Origin of the sequence: Klebsiella grimontii (assembly GCF_042137965.1) — a bacterium.
GTDB lineage: Bacteria > Pseudomonadota > Gammaproteobacteria > Enterobacterales > Enterobacteriaceae > Klebsiella > Klebsiella grimontii.
Genome location: NZ_CP169721.1, coordinates 2,843,497 through 2,860,274 on the forward strand (window position 1 = coordinate 2,843,497; position 16,778 = coordinate 2,860,274).

Sequence of the window (16,778 nt, forward strand, 5' to 3'; positions counted from 1 at the left end):
ATGATGTCCTAGCGCGCCAGCCAGGCGCGCCAGCCGCCGTAGGCGGTAATCTCCGTGGCTTCGCCTAATCCTTCGGCTTCGCAAATAAAGCCCGTTAACCGGCGTCCGTCGGCAAGCTCAACTTTCCCTAAGCCCAGCGGCGCGGGAATGGCCGCCAGCAGCGAACCGACCTCCGCGCTGGGTAGCTCCCACACTTCAACCGCAATCGCCGCCCCGCCGCTCTCATCGCGAACCATTGCCGGGCGCTTACCGTCCGCGAGGGCGTACAAACGATAGTGCGGCGCGCTGCGGGTTTCCTGCAGCAGCTGGCCGCCCCGCGCCAGCAGCTGATCGTTTAGCGGCAGGCCGGCAAGATGCGCGCCGCAAACAACCAGCGCCATCCGGTCATGACCGGCGGCGCGTTCGGGCGGCGGGGTTTCCAGCCGCGTCCCGCCGGCCAGCGGCAGCCGCTCCGCTCGCTGAAACGCGTCGGCCAGGCTGAGCAAATACTGGTCGGTAAATGCCCGGCCAAACAGGGTAACGCCGGAGGGCAAGCCGTCCGGCATAAATCCGCACGGCACGCTCACCGCGGCGTAGTCCAGCAGGTTCATAAAGTTGGTGTAATACCCGAGATCGGCGTTGCGCGCGATCGGTTCCGCTTGCAGCTCGTCGAGCGTCACCGGACGCGGATAGGTTGGCGTCAGCACGCAGTCGAGGGTCTCGAGGATCGCGTCGCACCGGGCTTTGTACTGCTGTAGCTGATAGATCGCCTTAAAGGTCGCCGTGGCGTCGGTATCCGGCGCTTTCGCCAGCACCTCGCGAATGACCGGCAGCACCGCCTCCGGCTGCCGCGCCATCAGCGGGCCGACTACCGCGTAACGTTCGGCGACCCACGGTCCGTCATACAGCAGTCGGGCTGCCGCCAGAAACGGCGCGAATTCGATCTCAACCGCCACCCCACCCAGCGCCGTCAGCCGCTGCCGGGCCTGGGTAAACAGACGCTCGCTTGCGCTGCAGCTGAGGAAATTCAGCTCGCGCGGAACGCCAAAACGAAAACCGGCTGCCGGCCTGCCGAACGCCTGACGGCTGTTCCACTGCGGATTATGGCGGCTCCAGGCATCCAGCGGATCGTACTGCGCGACCAGCGCCAGCAGCTGGCTCGCCTCGTCGGCGGTGGCGCTGAAAAAGGTCACACAGTCTAACGTACGGCAGGCGGGCACGACCCCAGCGGTGGAGATCAGCCCTTTCGTGGCCTTCAGACCCACCAGGTTATTCAGCCCCGCCGGGACGCGGCCGCTGCCGGCGGTGTCCGTTCCCAGCGAGAAGCTGGCGACGCCCAGCGCCACCGCCAGCGCGGAACCGGCGCTGGAGCCCCCGGATGGGTAATCTGCAAGATAGCCGTTGCGGCAAGCGCCGTACGGCGAGCGGGTACCGTTCAGGCCGGTGGCGAACTGATCGAGATTGGTTTTACCGACCGGCACCGCCCCCAGCGCGATCAGATGAGCGACAATCGTCGCGCTCTGCTCCGCCCGGTAAGCAAACGCCGGGCAGGCGGCGGTGGTGATAATCTCCGCCAAATCGATATTGTCTTTGATGGCGAACGGCACGCCGTATAGCGGCAGCTCGGTCGGCGAGAGGCCTTCCAGCGCCGCCAGAAACGGCTCCTGCTCCTCTTCGCTCAGGATATGGATAAATAAGCGGAATTCGGGGTTCAGCGCCTGCGCCCGCTGGCGCACTTCCGCCAGCAGACGGCGCGGGGTTGTTTTGCCGTTGCGATAGTCTGCCGCCAGGGTCGCCAGGCGTAAATCAAACGTCTGCTGCATCATGCCTTCTCCTCAATAATCACCGCCACCCGCTGCCCGGCGCGCACCGCGCTGCCCGGCTGCACGTGAACCTGTTGAATAACGCCGTCGCAGGGGGCCAGCAGCGGGATCTCCATCTTCATCGACTCCAGAACGACCAGCACATCCCCCGCGCGAACCCGACTGCCTGCCGCGGTTTGTACCTGCCATAAGTTGCCGGAAATCGGGCTCTCCACCCCCTGCTCGCCCTGACGCAGCGGCGCGTCGCCGCCCTCATCCACGGCGCCCTCCTGGCTGTCGAAATGGGCCTGGCCGCTGGCTATCCAGCGATCGCGTTCGGCGTTAAACGCCCGCTGCTGATGCTCGCGAAACGCGCCGATGCTGTGCGCTTCGCGGTGGAGAAACTGCTGGTATTCCGCCAGCCGCAGCGTGCTGTTCTCAATGCGCAGCGGGTAGCGTCCGAGCGGAAAATCGCGGCGAATTTTCAGCAGCTCTTCGGCCGAAACCGGATAGAAACGCAATTGGTCGAAGAAACGCAGCAGCCAGGGTTTGCCGGCAAAATCCGCCACGTCGTGGTAGCGATTCCACATTTGCAAGGTCCGGCCAACGAACTGATAGCCGCCGGGTCCCTCCATGCCGTAGACGCACAGATAGGCCCCGCCGATGCCGACCGAGTTTTCCGCCGTCCAGGTGCGCGCCGGGTTGTACTTGGTAGTGACCAGGCGATGGCGCGGGTCGAGCGGCGTCGCCACCGGCGCGCCGAGATAAACATCGCCCAGCCCCATGACCAGATAGCTGGCGTCAAACACCGTATTCCATACCGCCTGCTCGTCAGGCAGATCGTTAATCCGGCGGATAAACTCAAGGTTGCTCGGGCACCACGGCGCGTCCTGGCGCACGGTGGTCATGTATTTATCGATCGCCTTGCGGCAGGCCGGGTCGTCCCAGGAGAGCGGCAGATGCACCACGCGCGTCGGCACCTGCAGATCGTCGCTCAGGCAAACCGTGGACCACTCGCCGCGCACCCGGGCCAGCAGCGTCTCCAGGGGCAGGGTTTCCGGCTGGAAATGGATTTGCAGCGAGCGGATCCCCGGCGTGATATCAATCACGCCTTCTGCGGATTGCGCCTCCAGGGCCTGCATCAGGGCATGAATGCGGAAACGCAGCACCAGATCCAGCTCCGGCTCCCCGGCTTCCAGCAGCAGGTGGGTATCGCCGGAAAGGCGCGCCACCAGGCGTTTATCCGCCTCGCCGCAGGTCATGACGACAGGCGACGTCAGGGGCGCGGGCTGCCAGGCTATCGCCTGGTGACTTAGGGTCGCCAGCTCGGCGCGCCGCCCTTGCGCCAGCCGCCGGGCGGTGGGTAAATCCACCGCCACGAAACGCACTTTGTCCCCGGCCTTGAGCTGGCCTAATTGCCAGAGGTCGGCTTCAATAACGGTGACCGGACAGACGAAACCGCCGAGGCTCGGCCCGTCCGGCCCGAGGATCACCGGCATATCGCCGGTAAAATCGACCGCGCCCACCGCGTAAGGATTATCGTGAATATTCGACGGATGCAGTCCCGCTTCGCCGCCGCTGTCGCGGGCCCACAGCGGCTTGGGTCCAATCAGGCGCACGCCGGTGCGGCTGGAGTTAAAATGAACCTCCCAGTCGGTGGCGAAAAAAGTCGCGATATACGCCGGCGTAAAAAACTCCGGCGCGCCGTGGGGGCCATAAATCACCCGCAGCGTTCGCACCTGCGCAAGCGCCGTGCGTAGCGCATCGGGCAGTTGAGCCCCGACCCCGGCGGCGCGCGGCGCCAGATGCAGCACGTCGCCGCCGCGCAGCGCCCGTCCGCCGTGGCCGCCAAACTGGCCGAGGGTAAAGGTGCTTTTACTGCCCAAATAGTCCGGCACCTGAATACCGCCGCTCAGGCAGAGATAGCTTCTGACCCCCGCGCCGTTTATCGCGCCCAGCTTCAGCGTCGCCCCCGCCGGAATGGTAAAAACGCGGTCCAGCGCCTGGTCAACGCCATCGAGCGTCACCGCCAGCGACGCGCCGCACACCACCGCCTGAACGTCGGTATTAAATTTCAGGGTCGGCCCGTTGAGGGTGATTTCCAGCGCGGCCTCTCCCTCGGCATTACCCAGCAGACGGTTGCCGAGACGCAGGGCGCGATCGTCCATCGGCCCCGACGGCGGTACGCCCACCGCCCAGTACCCGAGACGTCCCGGATAGTCCTGCACGCTGGTCTGGGTCCCGGCGCTCAGCACCTCCACGGTGGCCGCCCGGTAGCGCAGCTGCTCAAGGCAGCGGGTCCAGGGCTCGCCTTCGGTAAACGGCGCAAAGCCAAGAATTTGCAGCAGGTACAGGCGGTTGGTTTCTACGCCGTACAGGCGGGTCTCCGCCAGCGCCTGCGCCAGGCCGGCGATAGCCTCATCGCGGCTGGGGCGCCAGGCGATCGTTTTCGCCAGCATCGGGTCGAAAAACGGCGGCACTTCGCAGCCGGCTTCCACCCAGCGGTCGATACGCAGGGCGGCGCCGTCCGCCGGTGGAAAGATGGCTTCCGTTAGCAGTCCGGGAGACGGCTGAAACTGCCGTCCCGGATCCTCGGCGTAAAGCCGCGCCTGAATAGCATGCCCCTGGGGCCGTAACCCGGCGGCCAGCACGTCTAGCGGGGGTAAATCGCCCGCCGCCAGCTCAATCATCCAGCGCACCAGATCAACGCCCCACACCTGCTCGGTGACGCCGTGTTCAACCTGAAGCCGGGTATTCACTTCGAGGAAATAAAACTGCCGCGCCGTGCTGTCATAGACGAACTCCACCGTGCCGGCGCTGCGGTAGCTCACCGCTTTACCCAGCGCGATAGCCGCCGCGCATAGCGCCTGCGCGGTGCCTTCCGGCAGATTCGGCGCGGGCGTCTCTTCAATCACTTTCTGGTTACGCCGCTGTACCGAACAGTCGCGCACCCCGAGGGCGATAACGTCCCCCCGCCCGTCGCCGAAGATTTGCACCTCCAGGTGGCGGGCGCGTTCGATATATTTTTCGAGAAATACGCCGGCGTCGCTGAAGTTGTTTTGCCCCAGCCGCTGCACCGTGGCGAACGCCTCCGTCAGCTCACGAGCGTCGCGGCAGACGCGCATGCCGATCCCGCCGCCGCCGGCGGTGCTTTTAAGCATCACCGGATAGCCCACCGCCTCAGCCGCCCGGCAGGCTTCGTCGCTGTCGGCCAGCAGTTCGCTGCCCTCCAGCAGCGGCACGCCCTCGGCTTTGGCTAAGGCGCGGGCGGTATGCTTCAGGCCGAAGACGCGCAGCTGCCGCGGGGTTGGGCCGACAAAGGCCAGCCCCGCCGCTTCGCAGGCCTCGGCGAAGGCCGCGTTCTCCGACAGAAAGCCGTAGCCGGGGTGGATCGCCCGGGCGCCGCTCTGCTGCGCGGCGGCAATGATCTTCTCCGTGGCCAGATAGGTTTGCGCCGCCGGGCCGTCGCCGAGGCTGAGGGCTTCATCGGCGTCGCGGATATGCAGACTGCTCAGGTCGGCTTCGGAATAAACGGCGACGCCCTTCACCTGCATCGCGCGCAGGGTGCGCAGAATGCGGCAGGCAATCGCGCCGCGGTTGGCAATCAGTAAGGTATCAAACATAAGCGGAACTCACAGGGTCGCGGGTCGTCCCGCAAAAATTCGATGTTCCCCTGAGGTCGTCCCCGGGGTGAACCGGCGCTTAAGGTTTGCGCGTCGGCGTACTGTTAAGGCGATCGGCGCGGACGGCGAAGAGCCGAAAGGCCAACAGGCGCCAGCGCTGCCAGCGGGTCAGTTCCATACCAGCACCTCGGCGGGCGTGGGGTTCCAGCCGTTGCAGGGATTGTTCAACTGCGGACAGTTGGAAATCAGCACCACGGCGCTGCACTCGGCGCGCAGCTCAACGTATTTCCCCGCCGCCGATATGCCGTCCTCAAAGGTCAGACCGCCTTCCGGGGTGACCGGGACGTTCATAAAAAAGTTGATGTTGGCGCCGATATCGCGCTTGTGCAGGCGACCATCGTGCAGGCAGGCGCAAAGGAAATTATCCCGGCAGCTGTGCATATAGCGTTTATCCTGGGCGTAGCGCACGGTGTTGCTCTCCTGGGCGCAGGCGCCGCCGAGGGTATCGTGGCGACCGCAGGTATCAGCAACGATGGTCAGCAGCGGATTGCCCAGATTGGAATAGAGCACGCTGCCGGTGGTCAGATAGGCATTGCCCTGACGGCGCAGCGTGCGCTGCGGATCGTAGCGTTCGCGGGGGTTATCGGCGTTGTAAAACAGAGTATCGATGGCCTGGTTGCCTTCGAGGTCTAGCAGGCGCAGGGTTTGCCCTTTTTGTACCTCAAACAGCCAGGGTTCCCCTGCCGGGATCACATGGCGATAGACGGCATCTTCAGGACGACGGTTACTGGTGATAAGACGCATCGCAGCCTCCTTACAGGGCAAAAAGTTGGGTGTTGAGGAACGCGCGCTGGTTTTCATCGCGAGTAAAGAGCGCTTCCGCGGTCGCCTGCGCATCGTCGGCCTGGTACCAGCTGAGCTGAATCGGCCGCGGGGCGTATTCCGCGTCCGGGTCCTGGGGATGCGGCAGCGCGGTCAGTACCATGAGGACATCCATCGGCGCAAACAGCTCAACGTAATCTCCGGCGCGGCTGTTGCCGGGGATAAAGCGGAAACCGCCGTCCTCATCGACGGTCACTTTGCTGAAGAAGTTAACCACCATCAGCAGGTCTTCCAGGCCCAGATCCCACTTGCCCATCTCGACCAGCAGGTTATCGACGCCGTTGCGATAGAAGCCGTTGCGCAGCTCCTGGTAGCGTCCTGCGCCATATTTTTCACGCGTCTCATCGGCGTTGAGCACCCCGCCGAACGGGTCGTGCCAGCCGCAGCTGTCGGCAACGATCCCGGCCAGGACGCGCCCCATATCGGAGTAGAAACAGTGCCCGGCGGTCAGGCGCGCGGTATGCTGGCCCTTGAGGGTGTCCGGCAGATTCAGACGCTCGCTCTTCTCGTGGGGATTAAGCATCATCATGCTGACGTTGGCCCCGCCGTCGATATCGGTCAGGCGCAGAATTTGCCCTTTGCGCAAAATTAACGAGGTGTGCGCCCCGCCGGGGAGCCGCTCTTCGCGCAGGCTGGGGGAGGAGTGAAAAAGTGCGGTCATCAAACTATCTCCTTAATGCGTAAACGTTATTGTCGCTGCCGGTCGTCAGCTGCGACATCCGCGCTTCATTGAGCGGGATATCGTAGGTAATGCGCGCCCCCCAGGCGTTGGGCGCCTGCGGATCAATGCGCACTTTGTCGAAAACCAGCAGCCGGGTGCCAAGGTTGAAGCCTTCCGCAAGGTCGTGGGTGACCATAAAAACCGTCATCCGGGTTTCGCTCCATAGCTGGAGCAGCAGCCCGTGCATATCCTTGCGGATCCCAGGGTCCAGCGCGCCGAAGGGTTCATCGAGCAGCAGCACACGCGGCTGCATCACGAACGCCTGGGCAATCGCCAGCCTCTGCTGCATCCCGCCGGAGAGCTGCGCCGGGTATTTATCCAGCGCGTGCCCCAGCCCGACTTTCTCCAGCATCCGCCGCGCCCGTTCGCGGGCGTCGCGTTTCCTGCCGGCAAACAGCCGGCCAAACAGCGGTGACGCCGGAAGTTCAAGACCTATGGCGACGTTATCCAGCACGTTGAGATGCGGGAAAACCGAATAACGCTGAAACACCACGCCGCGGCTGCGGTCCGGCTCCGCCGCCAGCGGCTGGCCGTCGAGAGTGATTTCGCCGCGAGTCGGCTTTTCCTGGCCGAGCAGCAGACGTAAAAAGGTTGATTTGCCGCAGCCGGACGCGCCGACCATCGAACAGAACTCACCCTCTTTCACCTGCAAATTGATGCGCTCCAGCACCACGTGATCGCCATACTCTTGCCAGATATTTTTGATGTCGATAAAACTCATGCCCGACCTCCTTCCGCCCACGGGAAACAGGCTTTGTGCAGCTGGCGCAGAGCCAGATCCATCAGCCACGCCAGCAGCGTTATCCAGATGACGTAAGGAATAATCACGTCCATCGCCATATAGCGGCGAACGAGGAATATGCGATAGCCGAGCCCGGCGGTGGCGGAGATGGCCTCGGCGGAGATCAAAAACAGCCACGCGGAGCCCAGCAGCAGGCGCAGGGAGGTGATCAGCCGCGATAGCAGCTGCGGCAGCACCACCCGCAGCACCACCGTCCAGCTATTGGCGCCGAGGGTTTGCGCTTTGATAAACAGCTCCGCCGGAATTTCCCGCGCCCGCTGTTCAAGGTCGCGCGCCAGCATCGGCGTAATGCCGATGACGATGAGCATCACTTTTGACAGCTCATCCAGGCCGAAGACAATAAACAGCACCGGCAGGATCGCCAGCGGCGGGATCATCGATACCACGGTCATCAGCGGCGACAGCGCCGCGCGGTACATCGGGAACACGCCGGCGGCGATGCCGATGCCCAGGCCAATCAGCGAAGAGAACGTCAGGCCAATCAGAAGGCGGCCCAGGCTAATCAGCGTATCGGCCCACAGCAGATACTCACCGCTGCGTTTATCCGGCGTGAACGCCATCCGGTCAATGGCCGCGATCATCTGCGACAGGCCGGGCAGCAGCTTATCCTGCGGATTGGCTTCCAGCCGCACCGCCGAGCCGATAAACCAGGCGGCGACCAGCAGGACAAAGGGCAACAGCATCAGCGTCAGGCGCATACCCTGCCGGGGATAGCGGTTAATGTGGCGCATGGAGTGGACTCCCGGAGTCAATCATTACAGCTTGCCCGCCGCGGCCAGCTTCAGATAGCTGTCGTCAAAGCGCAGCTTGCTGTTCGCGGTATCGCCGACGGTGACGCCGCCGGGGAAGGTCATGCCGATAAAGTCGGCGCTCTGCGCGCCCTCGCCCAGCAGCCCTTTATCAAAGGAGAACTGCGCCACCCGCTGCATGGTTTTGGCCAGCTCCGGCGAGGAGATAAACGTCAGGGTGTCGGCAGGCGTCCAGAACAGATGGGTCGTTTTTAGCTGCGCCTGGTAACCGGCGAGATCGGTGCCGGAGTCGGCGGCCATCGCGTTTAGCGCCTCGGTATCGCCGGCCCGCATTTTGGTCATCATCTCGAACCAGGCGCCGGTCAGGGCTTTGCCCAGCGCCGGGTTATCTTTCAGCGTCTGAGTATTCACCACCATCATGTCGATCAGCTCGCCGGGAACCTGCGAAGAGCTAAAGACTTCCGTGGTTTGCGGCGTCTTTTTGATAACCGAAAGCTGCGGATTCCAGGCCACCGCCGCGCGTACGCCGCTGGTGCCAAAGGCCGAGACGATATCCGCATCCGAGGTATTGACCACTTTGACGTCTTTTTCCTGCAGTCCGGCTTTTTCCAGGCCGCGAACCAGCAGGTAGTGCGATACCGAAAGCTCCGGGAGATACACCGCCATCCCTTTCAGATCGCTGAGCTTTTTATTCGCCCCCTTCAGTACCACGCCGTCGTTGCCGTCGGAGTAGCTGCCGGTAATCAGCGCCGTCGTGTCAACGCCGCCCGCCGCCGGAATGGTCAGGGCATCCATGTTGGTCATGGTGCAGCCGTCAAACTGGCCCGCGGTATACTGGTTGATGGACTCGATGTAGTCGTTTAGCTGAACGATATTGATTTTGATGCCGTATTTACTGGCCCACTTATCGATGATTTTTTCGTTGCTGATGGTACCCCAGGGCATCCATCCGGCGTAGATAGTCCAGCAGACGTTGAACTCTTTTTTGACGGCGGCAAACGATGGGACGCTGGCCAGCAGCGCCAGCGACAGAATTAGAGAGCGGAGGAGCGGCGGTGTCTTCATGGTGGACCTCTGGTTAGCACGGGAAACGGGGGCAGCGCGACACCCAACGGTGCTGCTGTCTCCCGGGCTTTTGTCCCGCCGTGTAACCTCGCAGAGGTCGCCAGCTCTCGGACCAGACGTTCACCTGAGTGAACCGGAACCCTAGCCAGCTATTGTGTTATCTCAATTGTCTGTTGCGCTGCCTTCTGACGAGGAGTTTGCAAGGTCTATGCCAGGCGCGCAGAGCGCGTAAACTCAGCCATGCGACGACAGGCGTCGCCGCGATTCCCAATAATGGGGAGTGATGATGGGGCATTGCATGGATTTGGTGCGCTCGCCGTGAAGGAGGAGCGCGGTCGGGATAATACTAACGCGCTTTTTCGCTGACCGTCATAGTGAACCGCGTGACCGCATCCCCGGCGTTAGCGTAGCTATGCGGGGCGTCGGTGCGCGCCACGGCGGAATCTCCGGCGACAATCACATAGCTCGCGTCGTTGACCGTCAGGGTTAAGGCGCCCTCGGTCACGAAAAGCAGTTCTGTCGTGCCATCGCCGTGCCCCGGCGAGGTAAAAATCTCACCGGGATAGAGACTCCATTGCCAGAGCTCCACCATATCCGGTCCGCTGGTACCGGCAAGCAGCCGTGCATGACCGCCCCGCTCGCCCTGCCATAGGGTGGGAATATCGCTTGCGGCCATCACCTTGACCGGCGGCGCGGCGGCGACGTTGACAAAATCGGCTACGGATACGCCCAGCGCCGAGGCCAGACGGCACAACAGCGCGATGCTCGGATTGGCCCGGCAGGCTTCAATGTCTACCAGCATGCCTTTACTGACCCCCGCGCGTCGCGACAGTTCATCAAGGGAGATCTTCTTTTCCGCCCGGTAGCGTTTAAGGCGCGCCGCAACGGCTTCATTGATCATGGCGGCATCGGCGCCCGCATCGGTCGTTATATTGACTTTATTGGTCATCGGTCGATATTATGCTTTAAAATGGTCGTTACAGGATTATCCAATGAATAGCGTATTACCGTCAATCAGCCTGCAGGTCTCCGCGCTGGCCCCCGGCTTTCGCGCCCTGAGCATTGATGTTGTTTCCGCCGCCGTACGCGCTCCCCAGGTCGGGTCCGATGCGCTCCGCTCCGCCTGCAAAGCGGTTCTCGTCGGCGAGCCGCAGTGGGCGGAGGCGCACCTGCAGGCCTGGAGCGAAGTATTCCGCGCCTTTGGCGCAAAACCTAAAAGGACCCCCTGCTCGGCTGAAGCCTTGCGCAAACGGGTGCTGCGCGATGGCGAGATGGCCGCGCTCGATCCTATCGTCGATCTCTATAACGCGGTAAGCCTGCGCTACGCCGTGCCGGTCGGCGGCGAAAACCTGGCGGCGTATGTTGGCGTGCCGCAGCTCAAGATCGCGGACGGCAGCGAGCCGTTCGATACCGTTAAAGAAGGACAGACGGTCGACGAATACCCCGACGCGGGAGAAGTGGTCTGGGGCGACGATCGCGGCGTGACCTGTCGACGCTGGAACTGGAGGCAGGGAGTCCGTACTCGCCTGAGCGTGGAGAGTCCGCGGATGTGGTTTATTCTTGAAAGCCTGCCGGAAATGCCGCTTAGCGCGCTGCAGGAGGCGGGAGAGATGCTGTGCAACGGTCTGCTGGAGATGATGCCGGAAGCCACGATCCGCTCGCGGCTGATTGGCCCGGGGGCTTAATCCCCTTCCGCTGCGCCCGGCAGCGCTATGCTACCGGGCAGAGCGATTACTTCCGCGCTTCGAAGGCAATTTTCACCGCCATCCCCGCCAGTACCGTCGCCATCAGCCAGCGCTGAAACTGCTGCCAAAACGGACGCCCCGCGAGAAACAGCGACACCTGCCCGGCCATCATCACAATCAGCGCGTTAACCGCCACGCTAATTATCGCCTGGGTAAATCCCAGTACCAGCGACTGCGCAAGGATGCTGCCGTGTCCGGGAGAGATAAACTGCGGCAGCAATGAGAGGTACATAATAGCGATTTTAGGGTTCGCCAGATTAGTGATAAAGCCCATCAAAAACAGCTTACGGCCGCTATCGGCGGGCAGATCCCGCACCGCAAAAACCGAGCGCCCGCCGGGCCTCACCGCCTGCCAGGCCAGATAAAGCAGATAGACAACGCCGCTGATGCGCAAGACGTCATAAGCATAGGGCACGGCGAAGATCAGCGCGGTAATACCGAACGCCGCGCACAGCATATAAAAGACAAACCCCAGCGCCACCCCGCCGAGGGAGACCAGCCCGGCCCTTCTTCCCTGGCAAAGTGAGCGCGAAATCAGATAGATCATATTCGGCCCCGGGGTCAGCACCAGGCCAAGGGCCACCAGAGCGAAGGTCAGCAGCGACGAAATCTCAGGCATAGCGTATCTCCATACAGTGAAGTGACGCCCAGGCGCGCGGCGGCGGCAACCATGCTCCCCGACAGTGATCTGTCTAAAGCGCCAGTCACATGGTGACGAACAGTATGGCCGCGGTTGGCGATGCGCGACAACTCACCTGAACAGGTGGGCGGTCTATCGCTTCTCTGCGGCTTTTGCCGCCGTGCCGGAGCGATAAATAAAGAACAGCGCCAGCCCCAGACAAACGATCGCCCCCAGCCGCCCCGGCGAAAAGGTAATGGCGTCATTACCCAGCCAGCCAAAGTTATCGATTAGCAAGCTCATGGCCAGTTGGCCAAAAATCACCGCCACCGTGGCCGCCGCGGTACCAATACGCTGCACCGCCACCACCATAATCACGATATAGGGGACGCCGCAAAATGCCCCCAGCAGCTGCCATTTCGGCACATCCAGCAGCGTCGTCGTCTGGTGGGGCGCAAAGTAGAAAATCAGCAGCGCGGTGATCAACGCGCCCACGGAGAAAGTGAGAAACGCGCTACGAAATACGCCTACCTGACTGCCCAAACGACCGTTAATCGCCGCCTGCATGCTCAACATCGCGCCGCCGGCCAGCGCCAGCAAAATCATTATGCTACTCATCTTAACTCCTCAGCTTGTGGCGATCAGAATCAGGGCGACGACGATAAACAGCAGCGCGATAAGCCGCCGACCGTCGATTTTACGTTTTGGCGAACCAAACAGGCCGTAATGGTCAATCAACAGGCTTTTGCAGACCTGGCCGGCAAGAATGCCGATCATCGTCATGGCGATACCGATAACCGGCACGGCGATGGTTAAGATGACGACATAGATGGGGCCCAGGATGCCCCCGGTAAGCTGCCAGCCCGGCAAAGAGAAGAACGAGGGGCTTTGTCTCTGGCCAAACAGCAGCATCAGCAGAAACGTCAGCGCGCTGCCGACGCTGAAAATGCTGAAGGTGGCCCACAGGTCCCCTACCTGACCGGCCAGCGGCCCGAGTAGTCCGGCTTCCACGGATAATCCCATGCCGCCGGCAATCACAAGAAAAATCAGTAATAACTGCATCGTTGATATCCGATTATTAATGAGGTGTCAGAGCATAAAACAGCGGAGTGATGTGAAAAACGATACAATCAAGGAAACACTTTTGCGGATATTGCATTAATGAGCGATGCGGGTAATGTGAATTTTCGGGCGCTGCAGCTGTTTATCGCCGTTTACGACAGCCAGAGCTTTTCCACAGTGGCGCGACGAGAAGGCGTTTCTCCCTCAATGGTATCGCGCACCATTCACCAGCTTGAGGACGCGCTCGGCCAGCAGCTGTTTTATCGTAATACCCGGGCCGTGGTGCCTACCGAAGCAGGACGCCTGTTTGCCGCTCATGCCAGAGGCATCAGCGAACAGTTCAGCGCCGCGCGACGCGATTTGCAGGACCGGAGCCTTGAGCCGGGCGGGCTGGTGCGCATCAACGCCCCGGTCTATTTTGGCCAGCGCCATATCGCGCCCTGGCTGCCGGGGCTAACGGCGCGCTATCCGCAGATGCAGATTGAGCTGGCGCTGACCGATGATTTCATCGATCCGCACCGCGATGCGACCGATGTGATTTTTCGCATCGGTAGCCTGCCGGATTCCAGCGTTCACGCCAGGGTACTGGGTATGCAGCATCACTATCTGGTCGCCGCTCCGGCGTATCTGCAACGCCGCGGCATTCCGGAGACGCCGGAAGATCTTCGCCAGCACAGCACGCTGGTCTACAGCGGCTCAAACGGGCCCAACCGCTGGCTGTTCCGTCTTGCGCAAGGGGAATGGGTGCACTATCCGCAAACGCCGCAGCTCACTTCAAATAACGCCGATGCGCTGCTGACCGCTGCGCTGGGGGGGATGGGGATGGTCCTCTTTCCCGACTGGATGGTTAATGAAGCGACTGGAGAAGGAAAGCTGATTAAGCTGATGCCCCGCTACGCTGCGGCAATCGGCAATACCCCCTCGCCGGTCTCGGCGATTTACCCTCACGCCCGGCATCCGTCACTTAACGTACGGGCGGTAATTGACTATTTTATCGACGTTTTTGGTACGCCTTTATACTGGCAGCGCTAAGCTTGTTTACGCACTAAAATTGTCATAACGCAAATAATGGGGTCTTCGCTGGCGGAGATGATGCCTTAACGATTCCTTTACGCTGATGTTACGACTATGGTGGTGAGGTCATTGTTGAAAACCAGCCCTTCAACAATGATATATATTCGGTTTTTACAAGAGCATTGAACGGAAATAACTATTAAATCCGTAGACTCATTCAAATATCGCTTATTGGTAGCAGTGTATATCGTAATGGCATTCACAAAAGCAAACGGAGCCTGATATGAGCACGTCAAACGATCCTTCGAATACCCCGTCGGCAGGGAAATGCCCTTTCCACGCCGAAACGTCGACGCCCACGCAGAGCGCGGGCGGTGGCACCGGCAACCGCGACTGGTGGCCTAATCAACTACGTGTGGATCTGCTGAATCAGCACTCCAATCGTTCAAACCCGCTGGGCGAAAACTTTAACTACCGCGAAGAGTTTAAGAAACTCGACTATTCGGCCCTGAAAGCCGATCTGCGCGCCCTGCTCACCGACTCTCAGGAGTGGTGGCCGGCGGACTGGGGTAGCTATATCGGGCTGTTTATTCGTATGGCATGGCACGGCGCCGGTACCTATCGTACCGTTGACGGTCGCGGCGGCGCGGGCCGCGGGCAGCAGCGTTTCGCTCCGCTCAACTCCTGGCCGGATAACGTCAGCCTCGACAAAGCCCGTCGCCTGCTGTGGCCGGTCAAACAGAAATACGGCCAGAAAATCTCCTGGGCTGACCTTTATATGCTCGCGGGCAACGTGGCGCTGGAAAACGCCGGTTTCCGCACGTTTGGCTTCGGGGCCGGTCGTGAAGACGTATGGGAACCGGATCTGGACGTTGACTGGGGTAATGAAACCGAATGGCTGGCCCATCGTCATCCGGAAAGCCTGAATCAGCAGGCGATCGGCGCCACCGAAATGGGGCTGATTTACGTCAACCCTGAAGGCCCTAACGCCAGCGGCGACCCGCTCTCCGCGGCCTCCGCAATTCGCGCGACATTCGGCAATATGGCGATGAATGATGAAGAGATCGTCGCGCTGATCGCCGGCGGCCATACGCTGGGCAAAACCCACGGTTCCGCGGTGACCAGCCACGTTGGCGCAGAGCCGGAAGCGGCGCCGATCGAAGCGCAGGGCCTCGGCTGGGCGAACAGCTACGGCAGCGGCGCTGGCGCCGATGCGATCACCTCCGGTCTGGAAGTGGTGTGGACGCAAACGCCAACCCAGTGGAGCAACTACTTCTTCGAAAACCTGTACAAATATGAGTGGGTGCAGACCCGCAGCCCGGCAGGCGCGATTCAGTTCGAAGCGAAAGACGCCCCTGAAATCATTCCTGACCCGTTTAACCCAGAGAAAAAACGCAAGCCGACCATGCTGGTCACCGACCTGACGCTGCGCTTTGACCCGGAATTCGACAAGATTTCCCGCCGCTTCCTGAACGACCCGCAGGCCTTTAACGAAGCTTTCGCCCGCGCGTGGTTTAAACTGATCCACCGCGATATGGGGCCGAAGTCCCGCTACATGGGCCCGGAAGTGCCGAAAGAAGATCTGATCTGGCAAGACCCGCTACCGGCGGCGATCCACGCCCCGACCGCAGAGGATATCGCGACGCTGAAAACCGCCATTGCCGACGCCGGCCTTTCGGTCAGCGAGCTGGTTTCCGTGGCCTGGGCATCCGCATCCACCTTCCGCGGCGGCGATAAACGCGGCGGCGCCAACGGCGCGCGTCTGGCGCTCGAGCCGCAGAAATCGTGGCCGGTCAACGCCATCGCCTCCCGCGTGCTGCCGACCCTGCAGGCGATTCAGCAGGCATCCGGTAAAGCGTCGCTGGCCGATATCATCGTCCTCGCCGGCGTGGTGGGCATTGAGCAGGCTGCCGCGGCGGCAGGTGTTCAGGTCAGCGTACCCTTCGCCCCTGGCCGCGTCGATGCGCGTCAGGATCAGACCGATGTCGAAGCGATGGATCTGCTGCAGCCGCTGGCCGATGGTTTCCGCAACTATCGCCGCGTGGGCGGCGGCATCTCCACCGAAACGCTGCTGATTGATAAAGCGCAGCAGTTAACGCTGACGGCGCCGGAAATGACGGTCCTGGTAGGCGGTCTGCGCGTGCTGGGCGCTAACTTTGACGGCAGCCGCCACGGCGTATTTACCGACCGCGTTGGCGTATTGAGCAACGATTTCTTCGCTAACCTGCTCGATATGGGTACCGTCTGGAAAGCCGCTGACGAGCACGCTGAGCTGTTTATCGGCCGCGATCGTAAGAGCGGCGAAGAGAAATACACCGCGACCCGCGTCGATCTGGTGTTTGGCTCCAACTCCGTCCTGCGCGCCCTGGCCGAAGTGTATGCCTGCAGCGATGCGCGGCAGAAGTTCGTCAGCGACTTTGTCGCCGCCTGGACCAAGGTGATGAACCTCGACCGCTTCGATCTGTAATCTTTTCTCCGGCAGAAATGCTCATCCCGGGCCAGTGGCCCGGGATCCTCTTATCTAATCCAGATAGTCAGCAAAATAATGATGGCCGCAATCAGCGCCGCATGAATAAAGACTTTGTCCAGCGAACCTTTGCGCATCGCGCCCCCTTATTCAGAACAGGATTTGCCAGATAGCCAACAGCAGCACCAGCAGACCCATCAGGAAAAATATCAGCGCGATGATAGTGTCCGGAGAACGATTCATCTCTG

General features: G+C 61.7%; 16 protein-coding genes and 2 riboswitches. Of the genes, 3 read left to right on the plus strand and 13 right to left on the minus strand.

Going from position 1 to position 16,778, the window contains the following annotated elements; translation table 11 throughout:
• Window positions 1–8: 8 nt before the first annotated feature.
• The 8 genes from atzF to ACE3MN_RS13470 all read right to left on the minus strand — a co-directional run bounded on the left by atzF (window position 9) and on the right by ACE3MN_RS13470 (window position 10,572).
• Window positions 9–1,805 (minus strand): allophanate hydrolase, encoded by a 1,797-nt coding sequence (gene atzF, locus ACE3MN_RS13435; RefSeq protein ID WP_375364385.1) that lies wholly within the window; start codon window positions 1,803–1,805, stop codon window positions 9–11.
• Window positions 1,802–5,404, minus strand: coding sequence for an urea carboxylase (gene uca, locus ACE3MN_RS13440; RefSeq protein WP_154925381.1), 3,603 nt, complete (start codon window positions 5,402–5,404; stop codon window positions 1,802–1,804). The genes atzF and uca overlap by 4 nt, the downstream gene beginning before the upstream one ends.
• 168 nt (window positions 5,405–5,572) lie before the next feature.
• A complete protein-coding gene (locus ACE3MN_RS13445) occupies window positions 5,573–6,208 on the minus strand; it encodes an urea amidolyase associated protein UAAP2 (RefSeq protein WP_004138008.1) in 636 nt (211 codons plus the stop codon).
• Between the two features lie 10 nt (window positions 6,209–6,218).
• Complete coding sequence (locus ACE3MN_RS13450) at window positions 6,219–6,947, minus strand: urea amidolyase associated protein UAAP1 (RefSeq protein ID WP_024358198.1); 729 nt, start codon at window positions 6,945–6,947, stop codon at window positions 6,219–6,221.
• A gap of 4 nt (window positions 6,948–6,951) precedes the next feature.
• Window positions 6,952–7,728: an ABC transporter ATP-binding protein gene (locus tag ACE3MN_RS13455; protein ID WP_004138010.1), complete on the minus strand. Its 777-nt coding sequence runs from the start codon at window positions 7,726–7,728 to the stop codon at window positions 6,952–6,954.
• Window positions 7,725–8,540 carry an ABC transporter permease gene (locus ACE3MN_RS13460; RefSeq protein ID WP_102649822.1) on the minus strand — a complete coding sequence of 272 codons (816 nt, stop codon included), beginning with the start codon at window positions 8,538–8,540 and terminating at the stop codon, window positions 7,725–7,727. The genes ACE3MN_RS13455 and ACE3MN_RS13460 overlap by 4 nt, the downstream gene beginning before the upstream one ends.
• A gap of 24 nt (window positions 8,541–8,564) precedes the next feature.
• Window positions 8,565–9,623 carry a putative urea ABC transporter substrate-binding protein gene (locus tag ACE3MN_RS13465; protein WP_004138013.1) on the minus strand — a complete coding sequence of 353 codons (1,059 nt, stop codon included), beginning with the start codon at window positions 9,621–9,623 and terminating at the stop codon, window positions 8,565–8,567.
• A gap of 57 nt (window positions 9,624–9,680) precedes the next feature.
• Window positions 9,681–9,779, minus strand: a riboswitch (guanidine-I (ykkC/yxkD leader).
• 190 nt (window positions 9,780–9,969) lie between these two features.
• Window positions 9,970–10,572 (minus strand): helix-turn-helix domain-containing protein, encoded by a 603-nt coding sequence (locus ACE3MN_RS13470; protein ID WP_064342650.1) that lies wholly within the window; start codon window positions 10,570–10,572, stop codon window positions 9,970–9,972.
• Window positions 10,573–10,615: 43 nt separating this feature from the next.
• Here ACE3MN_RS13470 and ACE3MN_RS13475 point away from each other — a divergent pair, with 43 nt between their 5' ends.
• A complete protein-coding gene (locus tag ACE3MN_RS13475; RefSeq protein ID WP_102649823.1) occupies window positions 10,616–11,308 on the plus strand; it encodes a B3/4 domain-containing protein in 693 nt (230 codons plus the stop codon).
• 46 nt (window positions 11,309–11,354) lie between these two features.
• On the opposite strand, the gene ACE3MN_RS13480 is transcribed toward ACE3MN_RS13475, so the two are convergent.
• The 3 genes from ACE3MN_RS13480 to ACE3MN_RS13490 form a co-directional block, all read right to left on the minus strand.
• On the minus strand, window positions 11,355–11,987 hold the full coding sequence (locus ACE3MN_RS13480) for a LysE family translocator (protein ID WP_064410672.1): 633 nt from the start codon (window positions 11,985–11,987) through the stop codon (window positions 11,355–11,357).
• A gap of 19 nt (window positions 11,988–12,006) precedes the next feature.
• Window positions 12,007–12,086: riboswitch (ZMP/ZTP riboswitch) on the minus strand.
• A gap of 54 nt (window positions 12,087–12,140) precedes the next feature.
• Window positions 12,141–12,605, minus strand: a complete 465-nt coding sequence (locus ACE3MN_RS13485) for a DMT family transporter (RefSeq protein WP_024358203.1) — start codon at window positions 12,603–12,605, stop codon at window positions 12,141–12,143.
• Between the two features lie 9 nt (window positions 12,606–12,614).
• On the minus strand, window positions 12,615–13,049 hold the full coding sequence (locus tag ACE3MN_RS13490; protein ID WP_004138020.1) for a DMT family transporter: 435 nt from the start codon (window positions 13,047–13,049) through the stop codon (window positions 12,615–12,617).
• A gap of 99 nt (window positions 13,050–13,148) precedes the next feature.
• Here ACE3MN_RS13490 and ACE3MN_RS13495 point away from each other — a divergent pair, with 99 nt between their 5' ends.
• Window positions 13,149–14,081 carry a LysR family transcriptional regulator gene (locus ACE3MN_RS13495; protein ID WP_004138021.1) on the plus strand — a complete coding sequence of 311 codons (933 nt, stop codon included), beginning with the start codon at window positions 13,149–13,151 and terminating at the stop codon, window positions 14,079–14,081.
• A 265-nt stretch (window positions 14,082–14,346) separates the two neighbouring features.
• Complete coding sequence (gene katG, locus ACE3MN_RS13500) at window positions 14,347–16,530, plus strand: catalase/peroxidase HPI (protein WP_004138022.1); 2,184 nt, start codon at window positions 14,347–14,349, stop codon at window positions 16,528–16,530.
• 50 nt (window positions 16,531–16,580) lie between these two features.
• On the opposite strand, the gene mgtU is transcribed toward katG, so the two are convergent.
• Both mgtU and mgtR read right to left on the minus strand, forming a co-directional pair.
• The gene (mgtU, locus tag ACE3MN_RS13505) at window positions 16,581–16,667 is read right to left on the minus strand and encodes a magnesium transporter protection protein MgtU (RefSeq protein WP_253075166.1); all 87 of its coding nucleotides are present in this window, start codon (window positions 16,665–16,667) and stop codon (window positions 16,581–16,583) included.
• A gap of 13 nt (window positions 16,668–16,680) precedes the next feature.
• Entirely contained in the window at window positions 16,681–16,773 is a 93-nt protein-coding gene (gene mgtR / locus ACE3MN_RS13510) for a protein MgtR (RefSeq protein ID WP_004101989.1), read from the minus strand.
• Between the last annotated feature and the right edge of the window lie 5 nt (window positions 16,774–16,778).

Bases quoted from the DNA above. Each gene is read 5' to 3' on its own strand.
- atzF (WP_375364385.1), bottom strand. From the start codon at position 1,805: ATGATGCAGCAGACGTTTGATTTACGCCTGGCGACCCTGGCGGCAGAC.
- uca (WP_154925381.1), bottom strand. From the start codon at position 5,404: ATGTTTGATACCTTACTGATTGCCAACCGCGGCGCGATTGCCTGCCGC.
- ACE3MN_RS13445 (WP_004138008.1), bottom strand. From the start codon at position 6,208: ATGCGTCTTATCACCAGTAACCGTCGTCCTGAAGATGCCGTCTATCGC.
- ACE3MN_RS13450 (WP_024358198.1), bottom strand. From the start codon at position 6,947: ATGACCGCACTTTTTCACTCCTCCCCCAGCCTGCGCGAAGAGCGGCTC.
- ACE3MN_RS13455 (WP_004138010.1), bottom strand. From the start codon at position 7,728: ATGAGTTTTATCGACATCAAAAATATCTGGCAAGAGTATGGCGATCAC.
- ACE3MN_RS13460 (WP_102649822.1), bottom strand. From the start codon at position 8,540: ATGCGCCACATTAACCGCTATCCCCGGCAGGGTATGCGCCTGACGCTG.
- ACE3MN_RS13465 (WP_004138013.1), bottom strand. From the start codon at position 9,623: ATGAAGACACCGCCGCTCCTCCGCTCTCTAATTCTGTCGCTGGCGCTG.
- ACE3MN_RS13470 (WP_064342650.1), bottom strand. From the start codon at position 10,572: ATGACCAATAAAGTCAATATAACGACCGATGCGGGCGCCGATGCCGCC.
- ACE3MN_RS13475 (WP_102649823.1), top strand. From the start codon at position 10,616: ATGAATAGCGTATTACCGTCAATCAGCCTGCAGGTCTCCGCGCTGGCC.
- ACE3MN_RS13480 (WP_064410672.1), bottom strand. From the start codon at position 11,987: ATGCCTGAGATTTCGTCGCTGCTGACCTTCGCTCTGGTGGCCCTTGGC.
- ACE3MN_RS13485 (WP_024358203.1), bottom strand. From the start codon at position 12,605: ATGAGTAGCATAATGATTTTGCTGGCGCTGGCCGGCGGCGCGATGTTG.
- ACE3MN_RS13490 (WP_004138020.1), bottom strand. From the start codon at position 13,049: ATGCAGTTATTACTGATTTTTCTTGTGATTGCCGGCGGCATGGGATTA.
- ACE3MN_RS13495 (WP_004138021.1), top strand. From the start codon at position 13,149: ATGAGCGATGCGGGTAATGTGAATTTTCGGGCGCTGCAGCTGTTTATC.
- katG (WP_004138022.1), top strand. From the start codon at position 14,347: ATGAGCACGTCAAACGATCCTTCGAATACCCCGTCGGCAGGGAAATGC.
- mgtU (WP_253075166.1), bottom strand. From the start codon at position 16,667: ATGCGCAAAGGTTCGCTGGACAAAGTCTTTATTCATGCGGCGCTGATT.
- mgtR (WP_004101989.1), bottom strand. From the start codon at position 16,773: ATGAATCGTTCTCCGGACACTATCATCGCGCTGATATTTTTCCTGATG.